This window comes from Mycolicibacterium brisbanense, assembly GCF_001570425.1.
Taxonomy (GTDB): domain Bacteria; phylum Actinomycetota; class Actinomycetes; order Mycobacteriales; family Mycobacteriaceae; genus Mycobacterium; species Mycobacterium brisbanense.
Map to the genome: position 1 here is coordinate 245,340 of NZ_BCSX01000035.1, position 22,279 is coordinate 267,618.

General features: G+C 67.1%; 22 protein-coding genes. 11 read left to right on the top strand and 11 right to left on the bottom strand.

All coding sequences use genetic code 11. The features are described from left to right. Window positions 1–20: 20 nt before the first annotated feature. Together RMCB_RS20100 and RMCB_RS20105 are read right to left on the bottom strand one after the other, a co-directional pair. Window positions 21–932, bottom strand: coding sequence for an N-acetylglucosamine kinase (locus tag RMCB_RS20100; RefSeq protein ID WP_062830195.1), 912 nt, complete (start codon window positions 930–932; stop codon window positions 21–23). Then, complete coding sequence (locus RMCB_RS20105) at window positions 929–2,359, bottom strand: sugar porter family MFS transporter (RefSeq protein WP_308213627.1); 1,431 nt, start codon at window positions 2,357–2,359, stop codon at window positions 929–931. Before RMCB_RS20105 ends, RMCB_RS20100 begins: the two co-directional genes overlap by 4 nt. 94 nt (window positions 2,360–2,453) lie before the next feature. On the opposite strand from RMCB_RS20105, the gene RMCB_RS20110 reads away from it, so the two are divergent. Beyond that, window positions 2,454–3,155 carry a GntR family transcriptional regulator gene (locus RMCB_RS20110; protein ID WP_062830197.1) on the top strand — a complete coding sequence of 234 codons (702 nt, stop codon included), beginning with the start codon at window positions 2,454–2,456 and terminating at the stop codon, window positions 3,153–3,155. 80 nt (window positions 3,156–3,235) lie between these two features. On the opposite strand, the gene RMCB_RS20115 is transcribed toward RMCB_RS20110, so the two are convergent. From RMCB_RS20115 to RMCB_RS20130, 4 genes are all read right to left on the bottom strand, one after another. Continuing rightward, a complete protein-coding gene (locus tag RMCB_RS20115; RefSeq protein WP_062830198.1) occupies window positions 3,236–4,480 on the bottom strand; it encodes a glycosyltransferase in 1,245 nt (414 codons plus the stop codon). Beyond that, window positions 4,481–4,729, bottom strand: coding sequence for a F0F1 ATP synthase subunit C (locus tag RMCB_RS20120; protein ID WP_029367788.1), 249 nt, complete (start codon window positions 4,727–4,729; stop codon window positions 4,481–4,483). A gap of 16 nt (window positions 4,730–4,745) precedes the next feature. Continuing rightward, entirely contained in the window at window positions 4,746–5,372 is a 627-nt protein-coding gene (locus RMCB_RS20125) for a TetR/AcrR family transcriptional regulator (RefSeq protein ID WP_062830199.1), read from the bottom strand. Between the two features lie 104 nt (window positions 5,373–5,476). After that, a complete protein-coding gene (locus RMCB_RS20130) occupies window positions 5,477–6,067 on the bottom strand; it encodes a TetR/AcrR family transcriptional regulator (RefSeq protein WP_062830200.1) in 591 nt (196 codons plus the stop codon). A gap of 116 nt (window positions 6,068–6,183) precedes the next feature. Between RMCB_RS20130 and RMCB_RS20135 the strand changes: the two genes are divergently transcribed. Next, entirely contained in the window at window positions 6,184–7,029 is an 846-nt protein-coding gene (locus RMCB_RS20135) for an alpha/beta hydrolase (protein WP_062830201.1), read from the top strand. Here RMCB_RS20135 and RMCB_RS20140 read toward each other — a convergent pair. The 4 genes from RMCB_RS20140 to RMCB_RS20155 all read right to left on the bottom strand — a co-directional run bounded on the left by RMCB_RS20140 (window position 7,026) and on the right by RMCB_RS20155 (window position 11,363). Continuing rightward, complete coding sequence (locus RMCB_RS20140) at window positions 7,026–8,282, bottom strand: D-alanyl-D-alanine carboxypeptidase family protein (protein WP_072278507.1); 1,257 nt, start codon at window positions 8,280–8,282, stop codon at window positions 7,026–7,028. The two genes, RMCB_RS20135 and RMCB_RS20140, sit on opposite strands and share 4 nt — an antisense overlap. A gap of 68 nt (window positions 8,283–8,350) precedes the next feature. After that, entirely contained in the window at window positions 8,351–9,373 is a 1,023-nt protein-coding gene (locus RMCB_RS20145; RefSeq protein WP_062830202.1) for an SMP-30/gluconolactonase/LRE family protein, read from the bottom strand. Window positions 9,374–9,456: 83 nt separating this feature from the next. Continuing rightward, a complete protein-coding gene (locus RMCB_RS20150) occupies window positions 9,457–10,842 on the bottom strand; it encodes an aspartate aminotransferase family protein (RefSeq protein ID WP_029370963.1) in 1,386 nt (461 codons plus the stop codon). Next, complete coding sequence (locus RMCB_RS20155) at window positions 10,839–11,363, bottom strand: Lrp/AsnC family transcriptional regulator (RefSeq protein ID WP_029370964.1); 525 nt, start codon at window positions 11,361–11,363, stop codon at window positions 10,839–10,841. Before RMCB_RS20155 ends, RMCB_RS20150 begins: the two co-directional genes overlap by 4 nt. 124 nt (window positions 11,364–11,487) lie before the next feature. Between RMCB_RS20155 and RMCB_RS20165 the strand changes: the two genes are divergently transcribed. Both RMCB_RS20165 and RMCB_RS20170 read left to right on the top strand, forming a co-directional pair. Next, the gene (locus tag RMCB_RS20165) at window positions 11,488–12,975 is read left to right on the top strand and encodes a gamma-aminobutyraldehyde dehydrogenase (RefSeq protein ID WP_062830203.1); all 1,488 of its coding nucleotides are present in this window, start codon (window positions 11,488–11,490) and stop codon (window positions 12,973–12,975) included. Then, the gene (locus tag RMCB_RS20170; protein ID WP_062830204.1) at window positions 12,972–14,132 is read left to right on the top strand and encodes an FAD-dependent oxidoreductase; all 1,161 of its coding nucleotides are present in this window, start codon (window positions 12,972–12,974) and stop codon (window positions 14,130–14,132) included. The genes RMCB_RS20165 and RMCB_RS20170 overlap by 4 nt, the downstream gene beginning before the upstream one ends. 49 nt (window positions 14,133–14,181) lie before the next feature. Here RMCB_RS20170 and RMCB_RS20175 read toward each other — a convergent pair whose 3' ends face one another. After that, window positions 14,182–15,522 carry an NAD-dependent succinate-semialdehyde dehydrogenase gene (locus RMCB_RS20175; RefSeq protein WP_062830205.1) on the bottom strand — a complete coding sequence of 447 codons (1,341 nt, stop codon included), beginning with the start codon at window positions 15,520–15,522 and terminating at the stop codon, window positions 14,182–14,184. Between the two features lie 363 nt (window positions 15,523–15,885). Between RMCB_RS20175 and RMCB_RS20180 the strand changes: the two genes are divergently transcribed. From RMCB_RS20180 to RMCB_RS20210, 7 genes are all read left to right on the top strand, one after another. Beyond that, window positions 15,886–16,476, top strand: a complete 591-nt coding sequence (locus RMCB_RS20180) for a type II toxin-antitoxin system RelB family anti-toxin (RefSeq protein WP_029370968.1) — start codon at window positions 15,886–15,888, stop codon at window positions 16,474–16,476. A gap of 72 nt (window positions 16,477–16,548) precedes the next feature. Continuing rightward, a complete protein-coding gene (locus RMCB_RS20185) occupies window positions 16,549–17,673 on the top strand; it encodes an ABC transporter substrate-binding protein (protein WP_062830206.1) in 1,125 nt (374 codons plus the stop codon). Window positions 17,674–17,686: 13 nt separating this feature from the next. Next, window positions 17,687–18,568: an ABC transporter permease gene (locus RMCB_RS20190; protein WP_062830207.1), complete on the top strand. Its 882-nt coding sequence runs from the start codon at window positions 17,687–17,689 to the stop codon at window positions 18,566–18,568. Then, the gene (locus RMCB_RS20195) at window positions 18,565–19,365 is read left to right on the top strand and encodes an ABC transporter permease (protein WP_029370971.1); all 801 of its coding nucleotides are present in this window, start codon (window positions 18,565–18,567) and stop codon (window positions 19,363–19,365) included. Before RMCB_RS20190 ends, RMCB_RS20195 begins: the two co-directional genes overlap by 4 nt. Further along, entirely contained in the window at window positions 19,355–20,443 is a 1,089-nt protein-coding gene (locus RMCB_RS20200) for an ABC transporter ATP-binding protein (protein ID WP_062830208.1), read from the top strand. Before RMCB_RS20195 ends, RMCB_RS20200 begins: the two co-directional genes overlap by 11 nt. Window positions 20,444–20,499: 56 nt before the next feature. Beyond that, entirely contained in the window at window positions 20,500–21,918 is a 1,419-nt protein-coding gene (locus RMCB_RS20205) for an NAD(P)/FAD-dependent oxidoreductase (RefSeq protein WP_029370973.1), read from the top strand. Window positions 21,919–21,934: 16 nt separating this feature from the next. Beyond that, window positions 21,935–22,273 carry a cupin domain-containing protein gene (locus RMCB_RS20210; protein WP_029370974.1) on the top strand — a complete coding sequence of 113 codons (339 nt, stop codon included), beginning with the start codon at window positions 21,935–21,937 and terminating at the stop codon, window positions 22,271–22,273. Window positions 22,274–22,279: the final 6 nt, after the last annotated feature.

A 22,279-nucleotide genomic window follows, 5' to 3' on the forward strand; every position in this document is an offset into this window, starting at 1 on the left:
GGGGCTGGCTTCGAGGTTGCTCACTTCTTCTCCTTCTCGGGATCACATGTCAGTAGTAGTCGTTGGGCCAATTCCACCGCACCCCGTACCGGGTCGACGGCCAGTACCCGGACGTCGGTGAACTGCTGTTCGGTCAATCGGGTGCGCACGGCCTTCTGCAGTGCGGGCTGATGCACGGCCAGGCCGCCGGCCAGCACGACCGGGCCGGGTGAACCGAGCCGCGTGCCGACCGCCACCGCGAGTTCGGCCAGCGCCGCGGCGGCGGCGTCGACGATATCGAGGCTCACCGGGTCGCCATCGCGGGCCAGCTCGAACACCACGCGGGCGCGTCCGGCCCAATATCGCCGGTCCGGCTGGGCGTAGAAATGGTCGAGCAGTTGTTCGGGCAGTTGCAGGCCGCAGTCGGCGGCCAGCTGCTGGCCGAGCCGGTCTGCGGGTTCGCCCCGGTCGGCACGGATCAGGCTGCGCCGCAGCGCTTCCCGGGCCACCCAGTAGCCGCTGCCCTCGTCGCCGAGGAGGTAGCCCCAGCCGCCCGCCCGGCTCTGCTGGTCGCCGCGGCGCCCCCAGGCCACCGAGCCCGTGCCGGAGATGACGGCGATGCCGTCCATGACGCCTGCGGCGGCCAGGATCAGCTGGCTGTCGTGCACCACGCGGATGCGGGCGCAGGGCAGCCGTCGAGCCAGCAGATCGCGCAGCCGGGCCTCGCCGTCGGGGGTTTCGACGCCCGCCGCACCCGCACAGACTGCCTTGACGTCGTTGGTGCCCAACTGGTCGAGGATGACGTCGAGTTGCCTGCCGGCTTCTTCGACACCCACCGACGAGATGTTTGCGCTCCCGGCCAGGGCCTCGGCGACCACGGTGCCATTCTCCACCCGCAGGGCCTGGGTCTTGGATCCGCCGATGTCCAGGCCGAGGACCGCCGCGGGGCTCATCGTCCGGTCGTCTCGGCCTCGGCGCCATTGGTGGCCGCGACAGGCCACTGGCCGCCGTTCTCCCAGAAGTGCCGGATGTCCTCCAGCTGGCGGCCCTTGGTCTCCGGCGCGAACTTGTAGACGAAGGCGAAGGCCAGCAGGGCCAGGGCGCCGAACACCATGAACGTGCCGGATCCGCCGAGAGTCTGCAGCATGGTCAGGAAGAAGCCTGCGACGATCGCGTTGGCCACGAGGTCGGAGGTGAGCATCGCGCTGGAGCCCATCGAACGCAGCCGCGACGGGAAGCTCTCGCCCGCGTACACCCAGACCAGCGCACCGAAGCCGAACGTGAAGCCGACGGTGAACAGCAGCACCCCGATGAAGCCGAGCGCCGTCAATGCCCCGCCGAAGTTCTCGCCGGCGACGAAGACACCGATCAGCAGGGCGTTGGCCAGCACCATCATGGCGATGCCACCGAGCAGGACCGGGCGGCGGCCCACCCGGTCGACGAGCACCAGCGATACGAACACCGCGAGCAGGGCCGCGACCTGGACCAGGGCGGGCAGGATCAGCAGCGCGAAGTTTCCGTGAAAACCCATGGCTTCGAAGAGTTTCGGGCTGTAGTAGACGATGGCGTTGATGCCGGTGATCTGGATGAAGAACCCGAGTACGACGACGAACACAGTGGCCCGCAGGTAGGGCGGGCGCAGCATCTCGCGGAACGCCCCTCCGCGTTCTTCGTGCAGTGCCCTGCTGATCTCGGCCAGTTCGGCGTCGACGTCGGCGGCGGGTTCGACCATCTGCAGCGTGCGGCGAGCGTCCTCGGTGCGGCCTTTGAGCAAGTACCAGCGGGCGGTGTCGGGCATGCGCATCAGGATGAGGGCGACGACGACGGCAGGCACGGCGGCCAGGCCCAGCATCCAGCGCCAACCACCTGATGCGGCCAGCGCGTAGGCGGCCAGGTAGCCGATGATGATGCCGACCACGGTCGCCACCTGGTAGGCGACCAGCAGGGACCCGCGGATGTCGGCGGGTGACGACTCGGCGACGAACACCGGCACCACCACGACCGAGACGCCGATGGTGAGGCCCAGCAGCAGCCGCGCGACCATGAGCATCGGCACCGATACCGACAGCGCGCACATCAACGCGAACACCGCGTAGGTGACCGCCACCAGCACCACGGACTTCTTGCGGCCGATCCGGTTGGCCAGCCACCCGCCGATGATCGCGCCGACGATCTCACCGATCACCACCATGGTGGTGATCCACTGCACGCCCGCGGTGTCGAGGTCGAACTCCTTGGGGATGAACAGCATGGCACCGGCGATGTTGGACAGGTCGTAGCCGTAGATGACGCCGACGCTGGCGGCGGCGATCCCCACCAGCACCGCGAGCCGCGGGGTTTTTCGAGTTTCTGTAGTGCCCACGGGCGGTTCCTCTCGGATGAATGTGACGGGGTCGAATTGGTATACGCCAATATGATGGAGGTAACATTGGCATACACCAATTTCGTCCGTCAAGAGGTAAGGGAAAACTGGTATGGCCGAACCTGCCCCGCCGCGGTATTTCCAGGTCAAGCTCGCGCTCGCCGACCTCATCGCAGGACTCGACCGCGGCGCGTCGCTGCCTCCGGAGCGTCAGCTCGCCGAACAGCTCGGCACGTCGCGCACCACGCTGCGCAAGGCTCTGGCGGAGCTGGCGGGGGAGGGCGTCCTGCGCCGTACCCAGGGCAGCGGCAACTTCGTCGCGCCACCCAAGGTGGTCCACGTCCGGCAGCTGTCGTCACTCACCGACGATCTGAAAGCCGAAGGGATGCAACCGACTTCACAAATCCTCGGGCTGGAGCAGGTGCGTGCCGAACCCGCTGTCGCGGAGCATCTGGAGATCGCGCCGGGCGAGCGGATCCATCTGCTGACGCGGCTGCGTGAGGTCGACGGTGAGCCGTTGGCCATCGAGGAGGCGCACCTGCCGGGCGCGCTGCCGCGGCTTGAGGCGCGGTTGGCCGAAACCGGCTCGCTGTACGCGGCGCTGCGGGATTGCTACGACCGCGGTGTGCACTCGGTGGAGGACACCGTCGAGACCGCGCTGGCCAATCCGGACCAGGCGGAGCTCCTGCGGATCGCGACCGGGCAGCCGCTGCTGCTGGTCCACCGCACCAGCCGGGACAAAACCGGACGCGTCGTCGAATGGACCAGATCGGTGTATCGCGGCGACCGGTTCCGCTTCGTCGCCCGCGCCTGACTGTGTTTTCTTTCCGCGAGCAGACGCGGAGGCACCCCGACACGCCGCGTTTCACGCACCTACCTGTCTGCTCGGCAGTGTCAGGCGAGCAACTCCTCGACGACGGTGAGCACCCGGCCGGCCCCGTCTTCGGCGTCGATGCGGGCTTTCAGCTCGGCGGCGTTGTCCCGGAACCTGCTGTCGGACAAGGTTATCCGGATGGCTTCCGCGAGATTTTCCGCGGTCAGCCGACGGTGCGGGATCGCGGCCGGGGCGACGCCGAGAGTGTTGAGCCGTCGGGCCCAGAACGGTTGATCGGCCTGGTTCGGCACCGCGATCGCGGGCACGCCCGCACGGAGTCCGGCCGCCGCCGTGCCCGCCCCGCAGTGGTGGACCACCGCGGCTGACCGGGCGAACAACCAGTCGTGCGGCACTTCACCCACGCCGATCACGTCAGGCCCCGATGCGGTCAGCCCGGCCCAGCCGGACTGGATCACGCCGCGGGCCCCGGCGGCACGCAGGGAGTCGCGCACCAGAAGCGAAACCCGTTCGGCCGCCGCGACACTGGTTACCGTGCTGCCGAAGCTGACCACCACGGGTGCGGGGCCGTCGTCGAGAAACCGCACCAGCTCGGCCGGCGGCTCCCAACCGGCGGGCCGGGGCGGCCACCAATAGCCGACCACCTCGATGCCCGGCCGCCAGTCGGTAGGCCGTGGAAGCACCGTGGGGGAGTACCCGTACAGGATGGGCCAGCGCGATGCGGTGCGTGCGTACCGCAGCCGTCGGGTGGACTCCCGCCGTAGGCCCAATTCCGTGCGAAACCCGTTGACAGTCCCGCGGTACATACCGTCGATCAGACGCTCGCCCCATCGCGCGGCCGCACGGTTGCCGCGCCCACCCGCCGACCACGATCCCAGCACGGCCGGCGGGTAGTCGGCGGTGGAAGACAACGGCTGCAACCGAAGTCCGACGCTGGCCACACCGAGAGCCTCGGCGAGTGGATGGCCGACCAACTCGGCGAACGGCGACAGCATCAACAGATCCACCTGCTCGTCGCGCAGCGCAGTCAGCACCCGATCGCCCAGTTTCCGCATGCCACCGGGGGAGAGGAACGCGGCCAGACCCCGCACGGCGTCGGCAGGTGACACATCGGCCAGATCGGCGGCACTGTCGTCGTCCGCGTCGATCGACCGGAATTCCAGGCCGCAACCCGTGATCAGGTCACCGAACAACGGGTAGCTGACCACGACGACCCGATGCCCCGCCTGCCGCAAGCGGATCCCCACGCCGGTCAGCGGCGCGACGTCACCACGGCTGCCGATGGCGATGACGCCGATGGTCGCCATCTACCCGCCCGGCGTGGCGAAGACGAACAGCGCCATGAAGGCGATGTTGATGAAGAACGTGGCCTCGACGAGGCCGACGGTGATGAGAAACGGTGTGAACAACCGTGATTGAGCATCGGGCTGGCGAGCCACCCCGGCGATGAACTGTGAGCCGGCCAGCCCGTCGCCGATCCCCGCTCCGATCGCCCCGCCGGCCAGCACGATCGCGCCCGCCAGCAGTGCGTTTCCCATCAGTGCGTCGCTTGCCATGGTGCCCCTCCGCTCGTCATGTGGTTGCGCGTCGGAAAATCGCGACCAGTTCCTCGCCATGGCCCACCACGTCGTAGGTGGGGTCTCTGGCGTATTCGGCGGCGGCGCTGTCCAGCGCGCCGCGCAGGATGTTCGTCATGAACTGCGGTGACAGTTCACGGAATTCGCCGTCGCGCAGGCCTTGCGCGAAGATCGTCTGCGGGTCGAGGGCGGCCAGATCGCCGGTCGGCGGGTGCTCCTGCACCGATTTGGCCGCCGCCTGATCGAGACGCAGCCCGTCCGGGTCCCGGTACCCGGCCATCAGCTCCAGCATCGCCACGGCAGTGGACCTGTTGGCGGCGACGAATGCGATGTTGGCCCGGATATAGGCCGTCAGCCGGACCGAGGCGGTGGTCTCTGCGTTGACGGCGGGGACGATGACCGCGGCGCCACGTTCGAAGATGTCGACGAACACCGCCTCGATTATCTCGGCCTTGGTGGTAAAGTGGTAGAGGACAACACTTTTCGCGACACCGATGTGGGCGGCGATGCGCGCGAGCGATGCCTGGGCGTAGCCGGACGCCGCGATCACCTCGATGGCCGCGTCGACGATCTGCCGGCGCCGAGCCTGTTCGGTGAACGTCTGCGAACGGTCAGACCGCATGGTCTGAGATTAGACCGATCGGTCAGAATCTGGCAAGCCTCGCCAACTTTTTCCCTCGGCGAGCAGACGTGAACTCCCCCAATTTCAGACAAAAATGGGGAAGTTCACGTCTGCTCGGCAGGAGGGGTCTCGGCGGGGATCCCGGCGATCTGGCGGGCTGCGCGGGTGAACGCGCGCTGAGTGTTGCCGATCCCGTCGAGGTATCCGCCGACGAGCGCGGCGTCACGCAGCAACACCAGCGATGCAGCGATCTCGGCTGGGTGATCGCGGCCGGCCGCGGCCTCCTCCAGGGCGCCGCGAAACCAGCTGCGGTGCGACGCGATGAGCTTGCGGACCTTGCTGTCGGGATCGGGGTATTCGGCGGCGGCGTTGATGAACGGGCATCCGCGGGTGTGGTAGCGCGCGATGTCTTCGGCGATCCCGTCGATCACGAGCTCGAGCATGTCGTCGTCGGGGCCGGCGTGCGTCTCGGCGTCGGAGAAGTAGCCGCGGATCGTCGCGTCCTCCAGCGCGAGATAGGCCTCGACGAGACCTTCCTTGCCCGCGAAGTGCCGGTACATGGTCGCGCGCGTCACTCCTGCCTCGGCGAGGATGCGGTCCACGCCGACCGAGTGGATGCCCTCCCGGTAGAAGAGCTCCGCGGCGGTGCGCAGGAGGCGTTCGCGGGCCTGCGAGACGGGGGTCGACGAGTCCATACCTCGACCGTACGCCGGGTAGGCAGAACGTTCTTTCTTCGAAATGGGAACAGATCGGGAGGCGCCCTGGTTACAGCCCGCAGAACGACCGTTCTTTCTACTGACAGGAGATTGCCATGACCACCACCATCACCGCCCGTGAACAGGCCGAGATCGACCGCGCGAACAGCTCGTCCGCGCAGCCCGTCGTCTTCGTCCACGGTCTCTGGCTGCTGCCGACGAGCTGGGACAACTGGCGCGCACTGTTCGAGGAGCAGGGCTTCGTCACCCTGGCTCCGGGCTGGCCGGACGACCCGGCGACGGTTGCGGACGCCCGTCGTGACCCTTCGGTTTTCGCGCACAAGACAGTCGGCGCCATCACCGAGCACTACGCCGAGGTGATCCGCGCCCTCGACCGCAAGCCCATCGTGATCGGGCACTCGTTCGGCGGGCTGATCACCCAGAAGCTCGCCGGTATGGGGCTGGCGGCGGTGTCGGTCGCCATCGACCCTGCGCCGTTCCGCGGGGTGCTGCCGCTGCCGCTGTCGGCGCTGCGGGCCGCCTTCCCGGTCCTCGGCAATCCGCTCAACTACGGCCGCGCGATCGCCTTGACCCGCAAGCAGTTCCGGTTCGCGTTCGGCAACGCCGTGTCCGAGGACGAGTCGAACCGGCTCTACGACGAGTACTCCGTGGCCGGCTCGGGGGCGCCGCTGTTCCAGGCCGCGGTCGCGAATTTCAACCCCGGATCGCAGACGAAGGTCAATACCAAGAACCCACAGCGTGGCCCGCTGCTGGTCATCTCCGGCGAGAAAGACAACACGGTCCCGTGGGCCATCGCCAACGCTTCCTACAAGCGGAACAAGAAGAACCCCAACGTCACCGAGATCGTCGAGATCCCCGGCCGTGGACACTCATTGGTGATCGACAGCGGCTGGCGCGACGTTGCCGAACAAGCGCTCGGCTTCATCAAGCAGAACGGCTAAAGCTGCGGGCGGCGATTCAGCGACCGGGCACCCATGATGAGCAGCAACACGATGATGCCCCCGACGATCGCCACGCCCACCCGCACCGGAAGCGCGTCGGCCGCGGGCAGGACCGCGGCCGCTTCCGCTGCCGAGGGCGCATCGGGTTGCTTGGGTGCCGTCAGCGACGGGTCGGGATCCACCAGCGTGCCGATCTTGGTTCCCTTCGGGGTGGCGAAACCGTAGTCGAGCAGATGGGCGGCCTGTTCCCACGGGGCGATCGGTAGCCGCGTGCCGTGCATCAGGATCGCGACCAGGCGACGTCCGTCGCGATTGGCTGCGCCGACGAAGGTCTGCCCGGCGTCGTCGGTGTAGCCGGTCTTGCCGCCGAGTGCGCCAGGGTAGTTGTCCAGCAGTTTGTTGTCGTTCTCGATCGGATACGTCGGATTACCGTCGCGCCCAGGGAAATCGAAAGTCTTGGTGGCGACGATGTCGGCGAACACCGGGTTCTGCCACGCGTAGCGGTAGAACAGTCCGATGTCGTATGCCGACGTGCTCATGCCGGGGCCGTCCAGCCCGGACGGCGTGGCCGCCCGGGTGTCGCGGCCACCCAGCTTGCCCGCCAAGACATTGATCTTCTGCAGTGCCGTGTCCATGCCGCCGAGTTGCATGGCCAGCGCGTGGGCGGCGTCGTTGCCCGAGTGCATGAGCAGGCCGTGCAGCAGGTCGTTGATGGAATACACGCCACCCGGTCCGACGCCGACGCGGGTGCCCTCGGCGTTGGCATCGTCCTGGGTGCCCTGGACGCGCTTGTTGAGATTCAGTTCATTGAGCGCGGCGGTGGCGACGAGCACCTTGATGATGCTCGCGGGCCGGTGCCGGGCGTGCGGATCACGCGCGGCGATGATGTCGCCGCTGTCGAGGTCGGCGACCACCCAGGCGTCGGCGGAGATGTCGTTGGGCACCGGCGGGGTGTCAGGTGCGGTGATGATGCCGCACCCCGAGAGTGCTTCGCCCCCGATGGTTTTCGTGGGCACCGGCAGGGGGAGCGGTGGATCGCCCGCCTTGGGGACCTCTGACGAGTCCACCGCGGGCGGCGTCGTCACCTTGAACGGGCAATCCGGCGGCGGCGGTGCCGGGGCCGGTGCCGCGACCGGGTCGGCCGTTGCCGTCGGCGCGATCACCACAGCCGGTGCCGCGAGCATCGTCAACGCCGCAAGCACGGAAGATCCGCGCATCAACGCGCGCGTCGAGATACTCCGCAAGGTCGCCATCGTGTCCGAAGGTTAGGCGATCCGGGCTCCGATTCCGGGGAGCCACGCTGTGACGTATGTGACTCGTGTTAAAGCTGGGTATTAGCCAGAGCGGGGAATGCGATGGTTGACATCCACAGCTTGCCGCCCGTCTCGACGACGCCCGTGACGGTCCCGAACGCCGGGTTCTGAGTGCGGATGCCCGCGACGGCCGCACCGGATTCGGCATCGAACGCCACCACCCACACCTCGGGCTTGATCTTGGGCAGCAGCGCGTCGGGCAGTCGCCACAACACTTTGCGCAGCACGGGTGACAGCGGGGCCAACCGCTCGGCCGCGGGAATGATCGGGCTGACGAGCGCGACCCAGATCCGGCCATCGGGCGCGGTGGAGATGTTGTCCGGCATGCCGGGCAGATGCTCGGCAAGTGGTGTCACGGTCCCGGCCGCCGGCCCGCTCAGCCAGTATTTGGACAGCCGCCGGCCTTGCGTTTCGGCGAATACCAGCGCCGATTCGTCGGCGGTAGGGGTCACCCCGTTGGCGAAATAGAGTCCCTCGACCAGCGTGGTGACAGTACCGTCCGGTGCCAGCCGGAACAGGCTGCCCGCGCCGCGGGCCTCCATGATCGCGCCCTGGTAGTACTCGAAGTGGAAACGGCTGGTCGACTCAGTGAAATAGATTGTGCCGTCCGATGTTTCGGTGACATTCGAGCAAAACGTCAGGGGGCGCCGCACGGAGCCCGCGGAGCTGCGGCCATCAGGTCGGCCGTTGACGGATTCCACCAGTGTCGTCAACGTGCCCGTCGTCGGGTCCAACGCCAGTAGGCCACGGTGGCTGTCACAGATCAGCACCCGGCCGTCGCGCGCCACATGCATGCCGAGTGGACGCCCGCCGGTATCGGCGACCACCGTCGTGGCTCCGTCGGGAGTGACGCGCACGATGCGGCCGTCGACCAAACCGGTCCACAGCTGCCCTGAGGCGTCGACGACGACGTCCTCGGGGCCGTCGCCGGGCGTCGGCACGATCGTCAACTCGGCGGGCGGGAAGTCGGGGAGCGCGCCGACGGGCGGCGGGGTCCAGCGAACCGGATCGATCGGTGGCTTGCGCGGCACAAACCGACCGTACGCTCGCGGACCGCTCCCGTGAACGACAAACGGCCGGGCGGTTTCCCGCCCGGCCGCTGTGTCGTCGAACGCTACAGCAGATTGCCCGCCTCGCTGAGCACGCGGTGCAGGATCTCGTAGATCGCATCGAACTCGGCCTGCCCACTGATCAGCGGCGGGGCCAGCTGGATCACTGGGTCGCCACGGTCGTCGGCACGGCAGTACAGTCCGGCATCCCACAGAGCCGGGGTGAGGAACCCGCGCAGCAGCCGCTCGCTCTCCTCGTCGTTGAACGTCTCCTTCGTGGTCTTGTCCTTGACCAGCTCGATGCCGTAGAAGAAGCCTTCACCACGCACGTCGCCGACGATCGGCAGATCGTAGAGCTTCTCCAGGGTGGCCCGGAACGCCGGTGCCAGCTCCTTGACGTGCTCGTTGATCTTCTCGCGTTCGAAGATGTCGAGGTTGGCCAGCGCGACGGCCGACGAAACCGGGTGCCCGCCAAAGGTGTAGCCGTGACCGAAGACCGTCTTGCCATCGTCGAACGGCTCGAACAGCCGGTCGCTGGCGACCATCGCCCCCAGCGGCGAGTATCCCGACGTCAGGCCCTTGGCGCTGGTGATGATGTCCGGTACGTAGCCGAAGTCGTTGCACGCGAACATCGAACCGATCCGGCCGTACGCGCAGATCACCTCGTCGGAGACCAGTAGCACGTCGTAGCGGTCGCAGATCTCGCGGACGCGTTCGAAGTATCCGGGCGGCGGCGGGAAGCAGCCACCCGCGTTCTGCACCGGCTCGAGGAACACCGCGGCGACGGTTTCGGGGCCCTCGAATTCGATGGCCTCGGCGATGCGGTCGGCGCAGTAGCGGCCGAAAGCCTTTTCGTCATGGGCATATTCGGCAGGTGCCCGGTAGAAGTTGGTGTTCGGTGCGCGGAAACCGCCCGGGGTCAACGGCTCGAAAGGTGCCTTGAACGCCGGGATGCCGGTGATCGCCAGCGCGCCCTGCGGTGTGCCGTGGTAGGCGATCGAACGCGAAACCACCTTGTGCTTACCGGGTTTTCCGGTCAGCTTGAAGTACTGCTTGGCCAGTTTCCAGGCGCTCTCGACGGCCTCGCCGCCACCGGTCGTGAAAAAGACCCGGTTGAGATCGCCCGGGGCGTAACCGGCGACCCGCTCGGCCAGTTCGATGGCAGGCGGGGTGGCGTAGGACCACAGCGGGAAGAAGGACAGCGTCTCGGCCTGCTTGGCCGCCGCCTCGGCAAGTTCCTTGCGGCCGTGGCCGACCTGAACGACGAACAGCCCGGAGAGCCCGTCGATGTAGCGCTTGCCCTTGTCGTCGAAGATGTAGGCACCTTCGCCGCGGGTGATGATCGGCGGCGTGATGCCCTGCCCGTGGCGGGCGAAGTGGCCCCACAGGTGCCGGTTGGCCTTGGCGCCGAGATCGGACGCCGTTGCCTCAGTGGTATCGGTAATTGTCATCGTGTACCCCAATTGTATTGCTGTTTAACGAGTTTCAAGTAGACAAGGGTTTCGGTTGATATCACTCCCGGCAATGAGCGGATCTGTGTGTTGAGTAGCTCGAGCAGGCTGTCATCGTCCTCGCAGACCACTTCGACGATGATGTCGAACGATCCCGCGGTCAGTACGACGTAGTCGACTGAATCCATGGCGGCCAGTTTTTCGCCCAGCTTGGTGGTGTCACCGGTGCAGCGGATGCCGATCATCGCCTGGCGGGCGAAGCCCAGCTGCAACGGATCGGTCACCGCGACGATCTGCATGACGCCTGCGTCGACCATCCGTTGCACCCGTTGACGCACGGCGGCCTCGGACAGCCCGACGGCTTTGCCGATCCCCGCGTAGGAGCGGCGGCCGTCCTGCTGGAGCTTCTCGACGATTGCTTTTGACAGTTCATCGAGCTGGAACACGGCTCCCGGCCGAGAATGGTTGACACGAAACGGGACGGGGGCGGGCGCCAGCTCGTGACCGTCGGGGTTGGTCATACTGTCGATTCTGCACGGAATTCGTTGTTTGGGGCAACTATTTCGATGAAATCCCTTGTTTGGGGGGTTTCCCGCTGCGGTATCCCGTAGAGATTGGTGTGCCCATCCGATACCGTATGCCTCCATGAGCGTGGCAGTGAATGTGGCGGGCAGTTGGATCAATGGTGCGGCAGTGGCGACCGGTGGACCGGCGCATACCGTCATCAACCCGGCGACCGGTGAGGCGGTCGCGGAGTACGCCATGGCCACCCCGGCCGACGTGGACATCGCCGTCGCCTCGGCGCGGGCGGCGTTGCCGGAGTGGTCGACGGCAACCCCCGCGGAACGTTCCGCCGTGCTGGCCAAATTGGCGAAGCTGGCCGACGAACGCGCCGACGACCTGGTCATCGAGGAAGTCAGCCAGACCGGCAAGCCCGTGCGGCTCGCCCGCGAGTTCGACGTGCCGGGCAGTGTCGACAACATCGACTTCTTCGCCGGCGCGGCGCGCCACCTGGAAGGTAAGGCCACCGGCGAGTACTCGCCCGATCACACGTCGAGCATCCGCCGCGAGGCCATCGGCGTCGTCGCGACCATCACGCCGTGGAACTATCCGCTGCAGATGGCGGTGTGGAAGGTGCTTCCCGCGTTGGCCGCGGGCTGCTCCGTCGTCATCAAACCTGCCGAGATCACCCCGCTGACCACACTCACCCTGGCCGGGCTCGCCAGCGCCGCCGGACTGCCCGACGGCGTGTTCAACGTGGTGACCGGCGGCGGCGCCGACGTCGGCACCGCCCTGGCCGGGCACCGCGACGTGGACCTGGTCACCTTCACCGGGTCGACGCCCGTCGGCCGCAAGGTGATGGCAGCGGCCGCCGTGCATGGCCACCGCACCCAGCTCGAACTCGGCGGCAAGGCCCCGTTCGTGGTCTTCGACGACGCTGATCTGGACGCCGCGATCCAGGGCGCGGTCGCGGGCGCGCTGATCAACACCGGGCAGGACTGCACCGCCGCCACCCGGGCCATCGTCGCGCAATCGCTCTACGACGACTTCGTCGCCGGCGTGGCCGAGGTGATGAGCAAGGTGGTGGTCGGTGATCCGCACGATCCCGACACCGATCTGGGGCCGCTGATCTCGATGGCGCACCGCGACAAGGTGGCGGGCATGGTGGCGCGCGCCGCAGGACAGGGTGGCCGCGTGGTCACGGGCGGCGTGATTCCTGACCTGCCGGGCTCGTTCTACCGGCCGACGCTGATCGCCGACGTCGCCGAGAACTCCGAGGTGTACCGCGACGAGATCTTCGGTCCGGTGTTGACGGTCCGTGCCTTCAGTGACGACGACGACGCGCTGCGCCAGGCCAACGACACGGACTACGGCCTGGCCGCCTCGGCATGGACCCGCGACGTCTACCGGGCGCAGCGGGCCTCACGCGAGATCAACGCCGGCTGTGTGTGGATCAACGACCACATCCCGATCATCTCCGAGATGCCGCACGGCGGTGTGGGTGCCTCGGGCTTCGGCAAGGACATGAGCGATTACTCGTTCGAGGAGTACCTCACCATCAAGCACGTCATGAGTGACATCTCCGGGGTAGCGGAAAAGGGTTGGCACCGGACGGTATTCAGTAAGCGGTGAGCTCCCCGAGGCACTGCGTGGTGGTCGGTGCCGGCGCCTGGGGGCTGCCCGCCGCGGCCGAACTGGCTCGCCGCGGGCACCGGGTGACGCTGATCGACCGCTACGGCCCGGGCAATGCGCTGTCGTCGTCGACGGGCACGACGAGGTTGTGGCGGCTCGCCGACCCCGACCCGCTGCGCGCCCGGGTGGCCCAGCGCGGCGTCGAGGCGATGCGGCGGCTGACCGAACGTGCGGGCACCCCGGTGTTCCTCACCTGCGGCCTGCTGTGGCGTGACGATGCGTCGATACCCGACGTGGTGTCGACCCTCGACGGGCTCGGGATCCCGTATACGAGCGTGCCTTCCGGCGATGTCGACCGGTTCTTTCCTGGTCTGCGTAGCGACGGACGGGATGCGCTCTGGCAGCCGGAGGCGGGTGTGGTACTCGCGGCAGTGTCGCTGCAGGCGCAGCTGACGAGCTTCCAGAGTGCCTCGGGTGCAACGCTTCTCCAGCGGGAGGTGGTCCGCGTCGAGCGGGCGGCCAACGGTGTCCGGGTCGTGCTGACCGACGGTGACACGGTTGACGCCGATGTCGCGGTGCTCGCAGGGGGTCCGGGAGCCCGCGCGTTGCTGGCGCCGCTGGGCATCGACGTTCCGCTGCACCCCTATCTGGAGCAGGTGGTGCATTTCGGCGACCCCGCCAATCCCGGTGCCACCGACGACTTTCCGTGTCTGTTCGACGGGCCGGACGGTGACCGTCCCGGCATCTACGCGATGCCCGCGCCCGGCGCGGGTTTCAAGGTGGGGTTGGACCAGCCGCTGCGGGAATACCGTGCGGATGACCTCGACCGGACGCCCGACGCCGGCCGGACCGCGGTCATCGGTGACCGGGTACGCGCGGACCTGGGTTCGGTGGTGCCCACGGTGCTCGACGCCCAGGTCTGTAGCTGGACGGATTCGCCCGACGGCAGTTTCATCGTGGACCGGCTCGACGGCGGGATCGTCATCGCGTGCGGCGATTCGGGGGAGGGCTTCAAATACTCCGCCCTCATGGGAGAGGTGCTCGCCGACCTGGCCGAGGGCCACACCGTGGATGCCGACGTGGCGTCGTGGTCACTGGCACGCTTCGCGCGGGGTGTGCCCGAGCGGAGCGGACCGCACGTGCTCGGCAGGCACTGACTCCGAAAGCCAAGCGCCGGCGGGACGTTGGTCCCGCCGGCGGCACGGATCAGACGATCCTGATCAGCTTCTTGTTGACGAATTCGTCGATCCCGTAGCGGCCCAGCTCGCGGCCGTAGCCGGAGCGTTTGACACCGCCGAAGGGCAGTTCGACACCTTCGGCGCCGACCGCGTTGACGAACACCATGCCCGCGTCGATCTTGTCGGCGACCCGGCGGGCCTGATCGATGTCGGTGGTGAACACGTAGGAGCCCAGCCCGAACGGCGTGTTGTTGGCGAGCTCGACGGCCTCGTCCTCGTCGGCCACTTTGTACACCGAGGCGACCGGGCCGAACAGTTCCTCACCGAAGTCGGCGGCCAGGTTGGTCAGCACGCCGGCGGGGAAGAACGCGCCGTTGCGCTCGCCGCTGGAGGTCAGCTTGGCGCCACCGTCCACGGCGCGTTTGACCTGGTCGTCGAGGCGTTCGGCGGCGGCCGCCGACGACAGTGGCGCCAGGCCGTCGGCCTTGGCGAGCACCTTCTCGGTGAACTTCTCGACGAACTCGTCGTAGATGTCGGCGACGACGATGATCCGCTTGGCGGCGTTGCAGGCCTGGCCGGTGTTCTCGAATCGGCCGTCCACGGCCGCATCGACGGTGGCATCCATGTCGGCGGTGCTCAGCACGATGAACGGGTCGGAGCCGCCGAGCTCCAGGACGACCTTCTTGAGATTGCGCCCGGCGATCTCGGCAACGGCAGCGCCTGCGCGTTCCGAGCCGGTCAGGGACACGCCTTGGATGCGCGGGTCGGCGATCACGTCGGCGATCTGCTCGTTGGTGGCGTAGACGTTGACGTAGGCGCCCTCGGGGAAGCCTGCGTCAAGGTAGATCTGCTGCAGTGCGGCCGCGGATTCCGGGCACTGCGGGGCATGCTTGAGCACAATGGTGTTGCCCAGCACCAGGTTTGGGCCGGCAAAGCGGGCCACCTGGTAGTACGGGTAGTTCCACGGCATGATGCCGAGCAGCACGCCGACCGGGCCGCGCTTGATGACGGCCGAACCCTCGCCGTCGAGCAGTTCGATCGGTTCGTCGGCCAGGAACTTCTCGGCATTGTCGGCGTAGTACTCGTAGATCGCGGCGCTGAACTCGACCTCACCCACGGACTGATCCAGCGGCTTGCCCATCTCGCGCTGGATGATCCTGGCCAGCTCGTCCTTGCGCTCGTTGTGCAGCTCGGCAACCCGGCGGATCAGTGCCGCGCGCTCGGCGATGGTCGAAGACTTCGACCACTGGCGAAACGCCGTGGCCGCCGCCGCGACGGCCTGCTCGATCTGCTCGTCGGTCGCGGTCGGGTACTCCTTGACCAGTTCGCCCGTCGACGGGTCGACCACTGCATACAGGGACGCACTCATGTGTTCTCTTCTCCTCGGTCGGGCCGAGTGGCCCGGCTCGTCGCTCATCGTTCGGTGCTCTCGTGCCATGGGCGGCCTACGCGCACCCGCAAATCCTCCACGAAATCAGTCGTGTAATGCAATATTTACGACGATATTCGTTGTGTTCGACCATGTCATATGACGATCCCGGTTGCCGTCTGAATGCCGCCTGTCCTGCGAAGATGCCACTTTCCGGGGCTGTCGTGACGGGTGTCACGGCGCGTGGCGACTGTGATCGACGTCTTGCGCTCCTGGCCCGCCAGGCCTAGGTTCGTCCCAAGCGAACAAAGTGTTCGTTTTCACGGATCTACTTGTTCACGTCGAGCGAACGGACGTTTCGATATGGGTGCACCCGTCGAGCCTGATCCCGCTGCCACGGCCAACGCCGCGGTCGGCGACCGGATCCGCCAGTTCCGGACGGCGCGGAAGATGTCCCTTCGGCAGTTGGCGGATCGAGCCGGGATCTCCGCCGGCTTTCTCAGCCAGGTGGAGCGGGGGCAGGTCAACGCGAGCGTCGGAACGTTTCGCCGGCTCGCCGAGGCGCTCGGCATCGTACTGCCCGACCTGTTCACCGACGACGAGGTCACCGATGTCCGCATCCTCAGAAAGGCGGCCCGTCCGGCGATCGAGGTGTCGGAGCTGAGTGCGAAATACCTGTTGTCGCAGAAGCCGCTTCGCAACCTCGAGGTGTATGCGGGGGAACTGGCACCGGGATCCAGCGCGGGCGAGGCCTACGTCCACGGCGATGCCCAGGAGATCCTCATCGTCACCTCCGGCAGCCTGACTCTCGAACTCGACGGTGTGCGTTACACACTCGACGCCGGTGACAGTGCCGAATACCGCACCTCGAAGCCGCACACCGTGCACAACACGAGCGACACGTTCGCCGAGCTGCTCTGGATCGTCAGCCCTCCGACCGAGTGGTCGACGTGACAGATCGGTTGCCGTCACGGCGGTGTCCCGATTCCCGTAACGCCCTGTCGCACAGATCAAAAGGAGATTTCCATGCCGATGTCACCTGCTGCCCGCTGCGTGTCTGCCGCATTGGCCGCCGGCGTTCTGCTCACCGCGGCGTGTAGCCCGGCGGGGCCCGGCAACGCCGCCGACGTCGACCTCGGCAGTGGGCCGCCGCAGGCGGGCACGGTGAAGAAGGATGCGCTCAAAGGTGTGACCCTGACGTTCGTCTCGTACGGCGGCATTTTCCAGGACGGCCAGACGAAGGCGGCGATCGAACCGTTCGCGCAGCAATCCGGCGCAAAAGTGTTGCAGGACGGGCCAACCGAGAACTCGAAGATCAAGGCCCAGGTCGACACCAAGAACGTGACGTGGGACGTGGTCGACAGCACCAACGTGTTCACGGCCAAGAACTGCGGCAAGCTGTTCATGCCGCTCGATACCAGCATCGTGGACATCAGCAAGCTCCCGGCGGGGACCAAGACCGACGACTGTTCTGTTCCGGCAATGGGTTACGGCCTCATCGTGGTCTACAACACCAAGAAGTACGGCGCGAATCCGCCGAAGACCTGGGCCGACTTCTACGACACCGCGAAGTTCCCCGGCAAGCGGGCCATCGAAGGCGTGCCGGGTGAACTCGACCCGGGAGTTCTCGAAGGTGCCCTGCTGGCCGACGGCGTCGCGCCCAACGCGATCTACCCGATCGACCTCGACCGGGCAATGGCGAAGATGAACACCATCCGCAAGGACACCATCTTCTGGACCACGGGCGCGCAGTCCCAGCAACTCATCGAATCCGGCCAGGTCGACATGGCGCTGGTGTGGAGCGGTCGCGCATACTCGGCCGTCAAGAACGGGGCGCCGTTCGCGCCGATGTGGAACCAGTGGATGCCGGAGGCCGACACCATCGCCGTGCCGGTGGGCGCCAAGAACCCCAAGGCGTCGATGGCGCTCATCAACTTCTACCTCGGGGCGCAGCAGCAGGCCAAGCTCGCGGAGTTGACCTCCTACAGCCCGATCAACGTGGACGCCAAGCCCCAACTCGACGATCTCGCACGGTCGTATCTGACCACCACACCCGAGCGGGACAAGGACAAGTTCCCCCTCGACCTCGGGTACTGGGCCGAACACCAGGAAGAGATCGCTGCCAAGTACACCACCTGGCTCGCGGGCTAGGAGGGTTCGACGCATGTCGATGGTCGACGTTCTCGCGGGTGCGCCCGCGCAGAAGACCCAGCCGACGACCGCGGGTCGGCGGCTGGGTGGGGTCGGTCTGCTGCTGCCGTCGATACTGCTGATCGTCGGGGTGTTCGGCCTGCCGCTGGCGATTATGTTCTGGCAGGCGTTCAGCGATCCGGTGCCCGGCTTCGTCAATTTCCACTGGTACTTGGGCGATTCCGTGCAGCGCGAGGTGTTGCTCCGCACGTTCACCACGGGTCTCGAAGTCACGGCGATCTGCCTGCTGCTCGGCTATCCCTATGCCTACGCCATGGTCGCGTTCGGGCCCACCGTGCGCATCGCGCTGACGCTCATCGTGCTGGTTCCGTTCTGGACCAGTCTGATGGTGCGCACGTTCGCGTGGGTGATCCTGCTGGAAGACGGTGGGCCGATACACACTGTGCTGTCCGTCGTCGGGCTGGGCGGTGTGCCGCTGCTGCGCACCAATCTGGGCGTGGTCATCGGCATGAGTCAGATCCTGCTGCCCTTCATGGTGCTGCCCCTGTATGCCGTGATGTCGGGCATCGACCGTCGTCTCGTCCTCGCGTCGTCGAGTCTCGGTGCGCGGCCGGTCATCTCGTTCGTGAGGATCTGGGCTCCGCTCTCGTTGCCCGGCGTCGGAGCGGGGTGCCTGATGGTCTTCATCAGCAGCCTCGGCTTCTACGTGACGCCGGCACTGCTCGGGGCGCCGGACGATGCACTGATCAGCCAGCAGATCTATGTCCAGGTCACCAGCCTGCTGGCCTGGGGCAGGGGAGGAGCCATGGGCGTGGTGCTGTTGCTCATCACGTTCCTCGTGCTCGCGGTGCTGATGTACCTGTTGCGCCGGAACCGGAAGGAGCGCACGGCATGACGCGACGGGCCAGGACGTTCTGGCGGGTTCTGCTCGGCGTGTTCTGCGCAGGAGTCGCGTTGTGGCTCGTCGCCCCGTCGCTGATCGTGGTGCCGCTGAGCTTCACCGACCGACCGTCGTTCACCTTCCCGCCGACCGGCTGGTCGACGCGTTGGTACCAGGCGTTCTTCGCCGACCCCGCGTGGCTCGCAGCCCTGCAGGCCAGCCTCGAGGTCGGCGTCCTGGTGGTCATCGTCGCCACCACGTTCGGCACCGCCGCGGCTGTGGCGCTCAGCCGCACTGGGCTGGCCGGCCGGCAGGGCATCCGGGCATTCCTGTTGGCGCCCATGGTGGTTCCGGTGATCGTGGTCGCCGTCGGCCTGTACGCGTTGTTCCTGCGGCTCAATCTGCTCGGCACGCTGTTCGGCTTCGTCGTCGCGCACAGCATGCTGGCGCTGCCGTTCGTCATCGTGCCGGTGATGGCGAGCCTGCAGGGATTCGACAGGCGCCTTGAGGACGCGGCCGCGATCTGTGGTGCCAACCGCTGGACCACCTTCCGTACCGTCACGCTGCCGCTGGTGGCGCCGGGCGTGCTGTCAGGTGCTCTGTTCGCGTTCGCGACGAGCTTCGACGAGGTGGTGTTGTCGTTGTTCATCCAGAATCCGTACCTGCAGACGCTGCCGGTGAAGATGTACGCCTCGGTCACGCGCGACACCGATCCCACGATCGCTGCCGCTGCCACGCTCATCCTCGTCCTCACGACGTGTCTGACCGTCGTTGCGGGCGTCTACTCGCGCAGGAGGAACCGTGTCCACTGACCACACCCCACATGGCGCGTCGATCACGTTGCGGCGCTTGACCAAGCGCTACGGATCGGTGACCGCTGTCGACGCCGTCGACCTCGACGCGCGGCCGGGTGAGTTCCTCACGCTGCTCGGGCCCAGCGGTTCGGGGAAGACCACCACTCTCAACATGATCGCCGGATTCGTCGACGTCACCGAGGGTGACCTGCTCATCGACGGCCGGCCGGTCGCCGATCTGCCGCCGTACCGCCGCAACATCGGCATGGTGTTCCAGCACTACGCGCTGTTCCCGCACATGACGGTGACCGACAACGTCGAATACCCGCTGCGCCAGCGCAAGGTCGCCAAGCAGCAGCGCCGGGAGAAGGTGACCGCGGCCCTGCGAACGGTCGGCCTCGACGGCTACGGCACCCGGATGCCCAAGGAGCTGTCGGGCGGTCAGCAGCAGCGAGTCGCGCTCGCGCGGGCCATGGTCTACGAACCGAGCGTGCTGCTCATGGACGAACCACTCGGCGCGCTGGACAAGAAGTTGCGTGATTCGCTGCAGCTCGAGATCAAGCGCATACACGGCGAACTGGGCACGACGTTCGTCTACGTCACGCACGATCAGGACGAGGCGCTCGTGCTGTCGGACCGCATCGCGGTGTTCAACAACGCGCGCATCGAGCAGATCGGGTCGCCCACCGAACTCTACGAGTGCCCCAACAGCGTGTTCGTGGCGCGCTTCCTGGGTGAGTCGTCGCTGTTCTACGGGACGCTCAAGGACGGGCTGGTGGTCAATGCCTATGGCCGGCGGATCGTGGCCGGCCGCGGCGACGTGCCCAGCGGTGCCTCGGTGGCGGTCGTCGTCCGACCGGAACGGCTTCGCATCGTCACCGGTGACGATGAGCCCGACGTCGTCAACGCCGTGCCCGGCACGGTGATTCAGGACATCTACCTCGGGAACTCCCGCAAGATCGAGGTCCGGCTACCCGACGACACTGTCGCACTGGTTCGCGAGAGTGCCGGAAGCATCACGGAGGCCCAAGCCGGGCAACGGGTCTGGCTGACGTTCGATCCGGACGTCGCGGCCATCCTCCCCGCCGACACATGATGCAGGCGGCCCAACATATTTCACCAACCAGTATCGATGAATGCAGGAGAATCAAGATGTCCCCCGATGATCGCAGGCCCAGCGGTCTTGCCAATGACTTCGTGAACGGCAGTGTGTCGTTCTGGTACCGCGCGGCGGGCTGGCCCAAGTCGCGGCCGCCGCTGCCGAACTCGCTCGATGCCGACGTGTGCATCGTCGGGGCCGGCCTCACCGGCCTGTGGGCCGCGTACTACCTCAAGCGCGAACAACCCGATTTGCGAATCGTCATGCTGGAGAAGGAGTTCGCGGGGTTCGGCGCGTCCGGGCGCAACGGCGGATGGCTGTCGGCGGAGCTGGCCGGATCTCGCGATGCGTACGCCTCGACGCACGGCCATGACGGTGTCGTCACGCTCATGCGGGCCATGCGCGGAGCCGTCGACGAGGTCATCGGCATCGCCGAGTCCGAAGGGATCGACGCCGACATCGTCAAGGACGGCGTGCTGCACGTGGCCCGAAACCAGGCTCAGATGGGCCGGTTGCGCGAATCGCTCGACTTCGAACGGAGTTGGGGCGCGACCGAGGACGATTTCGTGGTGCTCACCGGCGACGAGTCGAACTCCCGGATCCGGGTCGAGGGTGCCATGGGTGCGCTGTTCACCCCGCACTGCGCCCGAGTGCAGCCCGCCAAGCTGGTCCAGGGCCTGGCGCGCGTGGTGGAGGGCATGGGCGTCGCGATCTATGAACAGACCGAGGTGACCGACATCAAGACGGGCCGCGCACTCACCGCTCGCGGGGACGTCCGGGCGCCCGTCATCCTCCGTTGTCTCGAAGGCTTCACCGCGACCATGCCCGGGCAACGCCGGGAGTGGCTGCCCATGAACTCGTCGATGGTAGTGACCGAACCCCTCCCCGAATCCGTACTGCGGCAGGTCGGTTGGCAGGGAGCCGAACTGCTGGGCGACTACGCGCACGGGTACATGTACGCCCAGCGCACAGCTGACAATCGAATCGCGCTGGGCGGCAGAGGAATTCCCTATCGCTACGGGTCGAAACTCGACCATCGGGGTGCCACCCAGCAGTGGACCATCGACGCTCTGACCGCCCTGGTTCGGGACATGTTCCCTGCCACGCGCGACATCCCGATCGCACACGCGTGGTGTGGCGTGCTCGGGGTGCCGCGGGACTGGACGGCCACCGTCGACTTCGACCGGGCGAGCGGCTTCGGCACCGCGGGCGGCTATGTCGGCAGCGGGCTGACCACCACGAACCTGGCAGGCCACACGCTCGCCGACCTGGTCCTCGCGCGTGACTCCGATCTCGTCCGGCTGCCGTGGGTGGGCCGGCGGGTCCGCAAGTGGGAACCAGAGCCGTTGCGCTGGTTGGGAGTTCAAGCCATGTATGCGCTATACCGAACCGCGGACCGGCGCGAGGCCACCAACGGCATGACCGGAACAAGCCATCTGGCACGTATCGCCAACAAGATCACGGGACGCTGACGCAATGGAGACGAGTGTGAACCTGAGGCATGTAGACACGACCACGGTCGAACTCTCTGAGCCGCAACCGAAACCGACCAGCCGCACCGGCCAGCTGGAGTCGGCCGTCGAGGTCTGGGCCGATTCCGTGGTCGATACCGGGGTGTGGGAGTGCGACCCGGGGGAGTTCACCGCTGATCGGTCGGCAGCGACCGAGGTCTGCCACATCATCTCCGGTTCGGGCACAGTGGTGGGCGACGACGGGACGAGCGCCGACATCGGGCCCGGCTCACTGCTGGTGCTGCCCCGGGGCTGGCGCGGAACGTGGTTGGTCAAGGAGACGATCCGTAAGACGTACGTCATCATCGGCGCCTGACGGGTG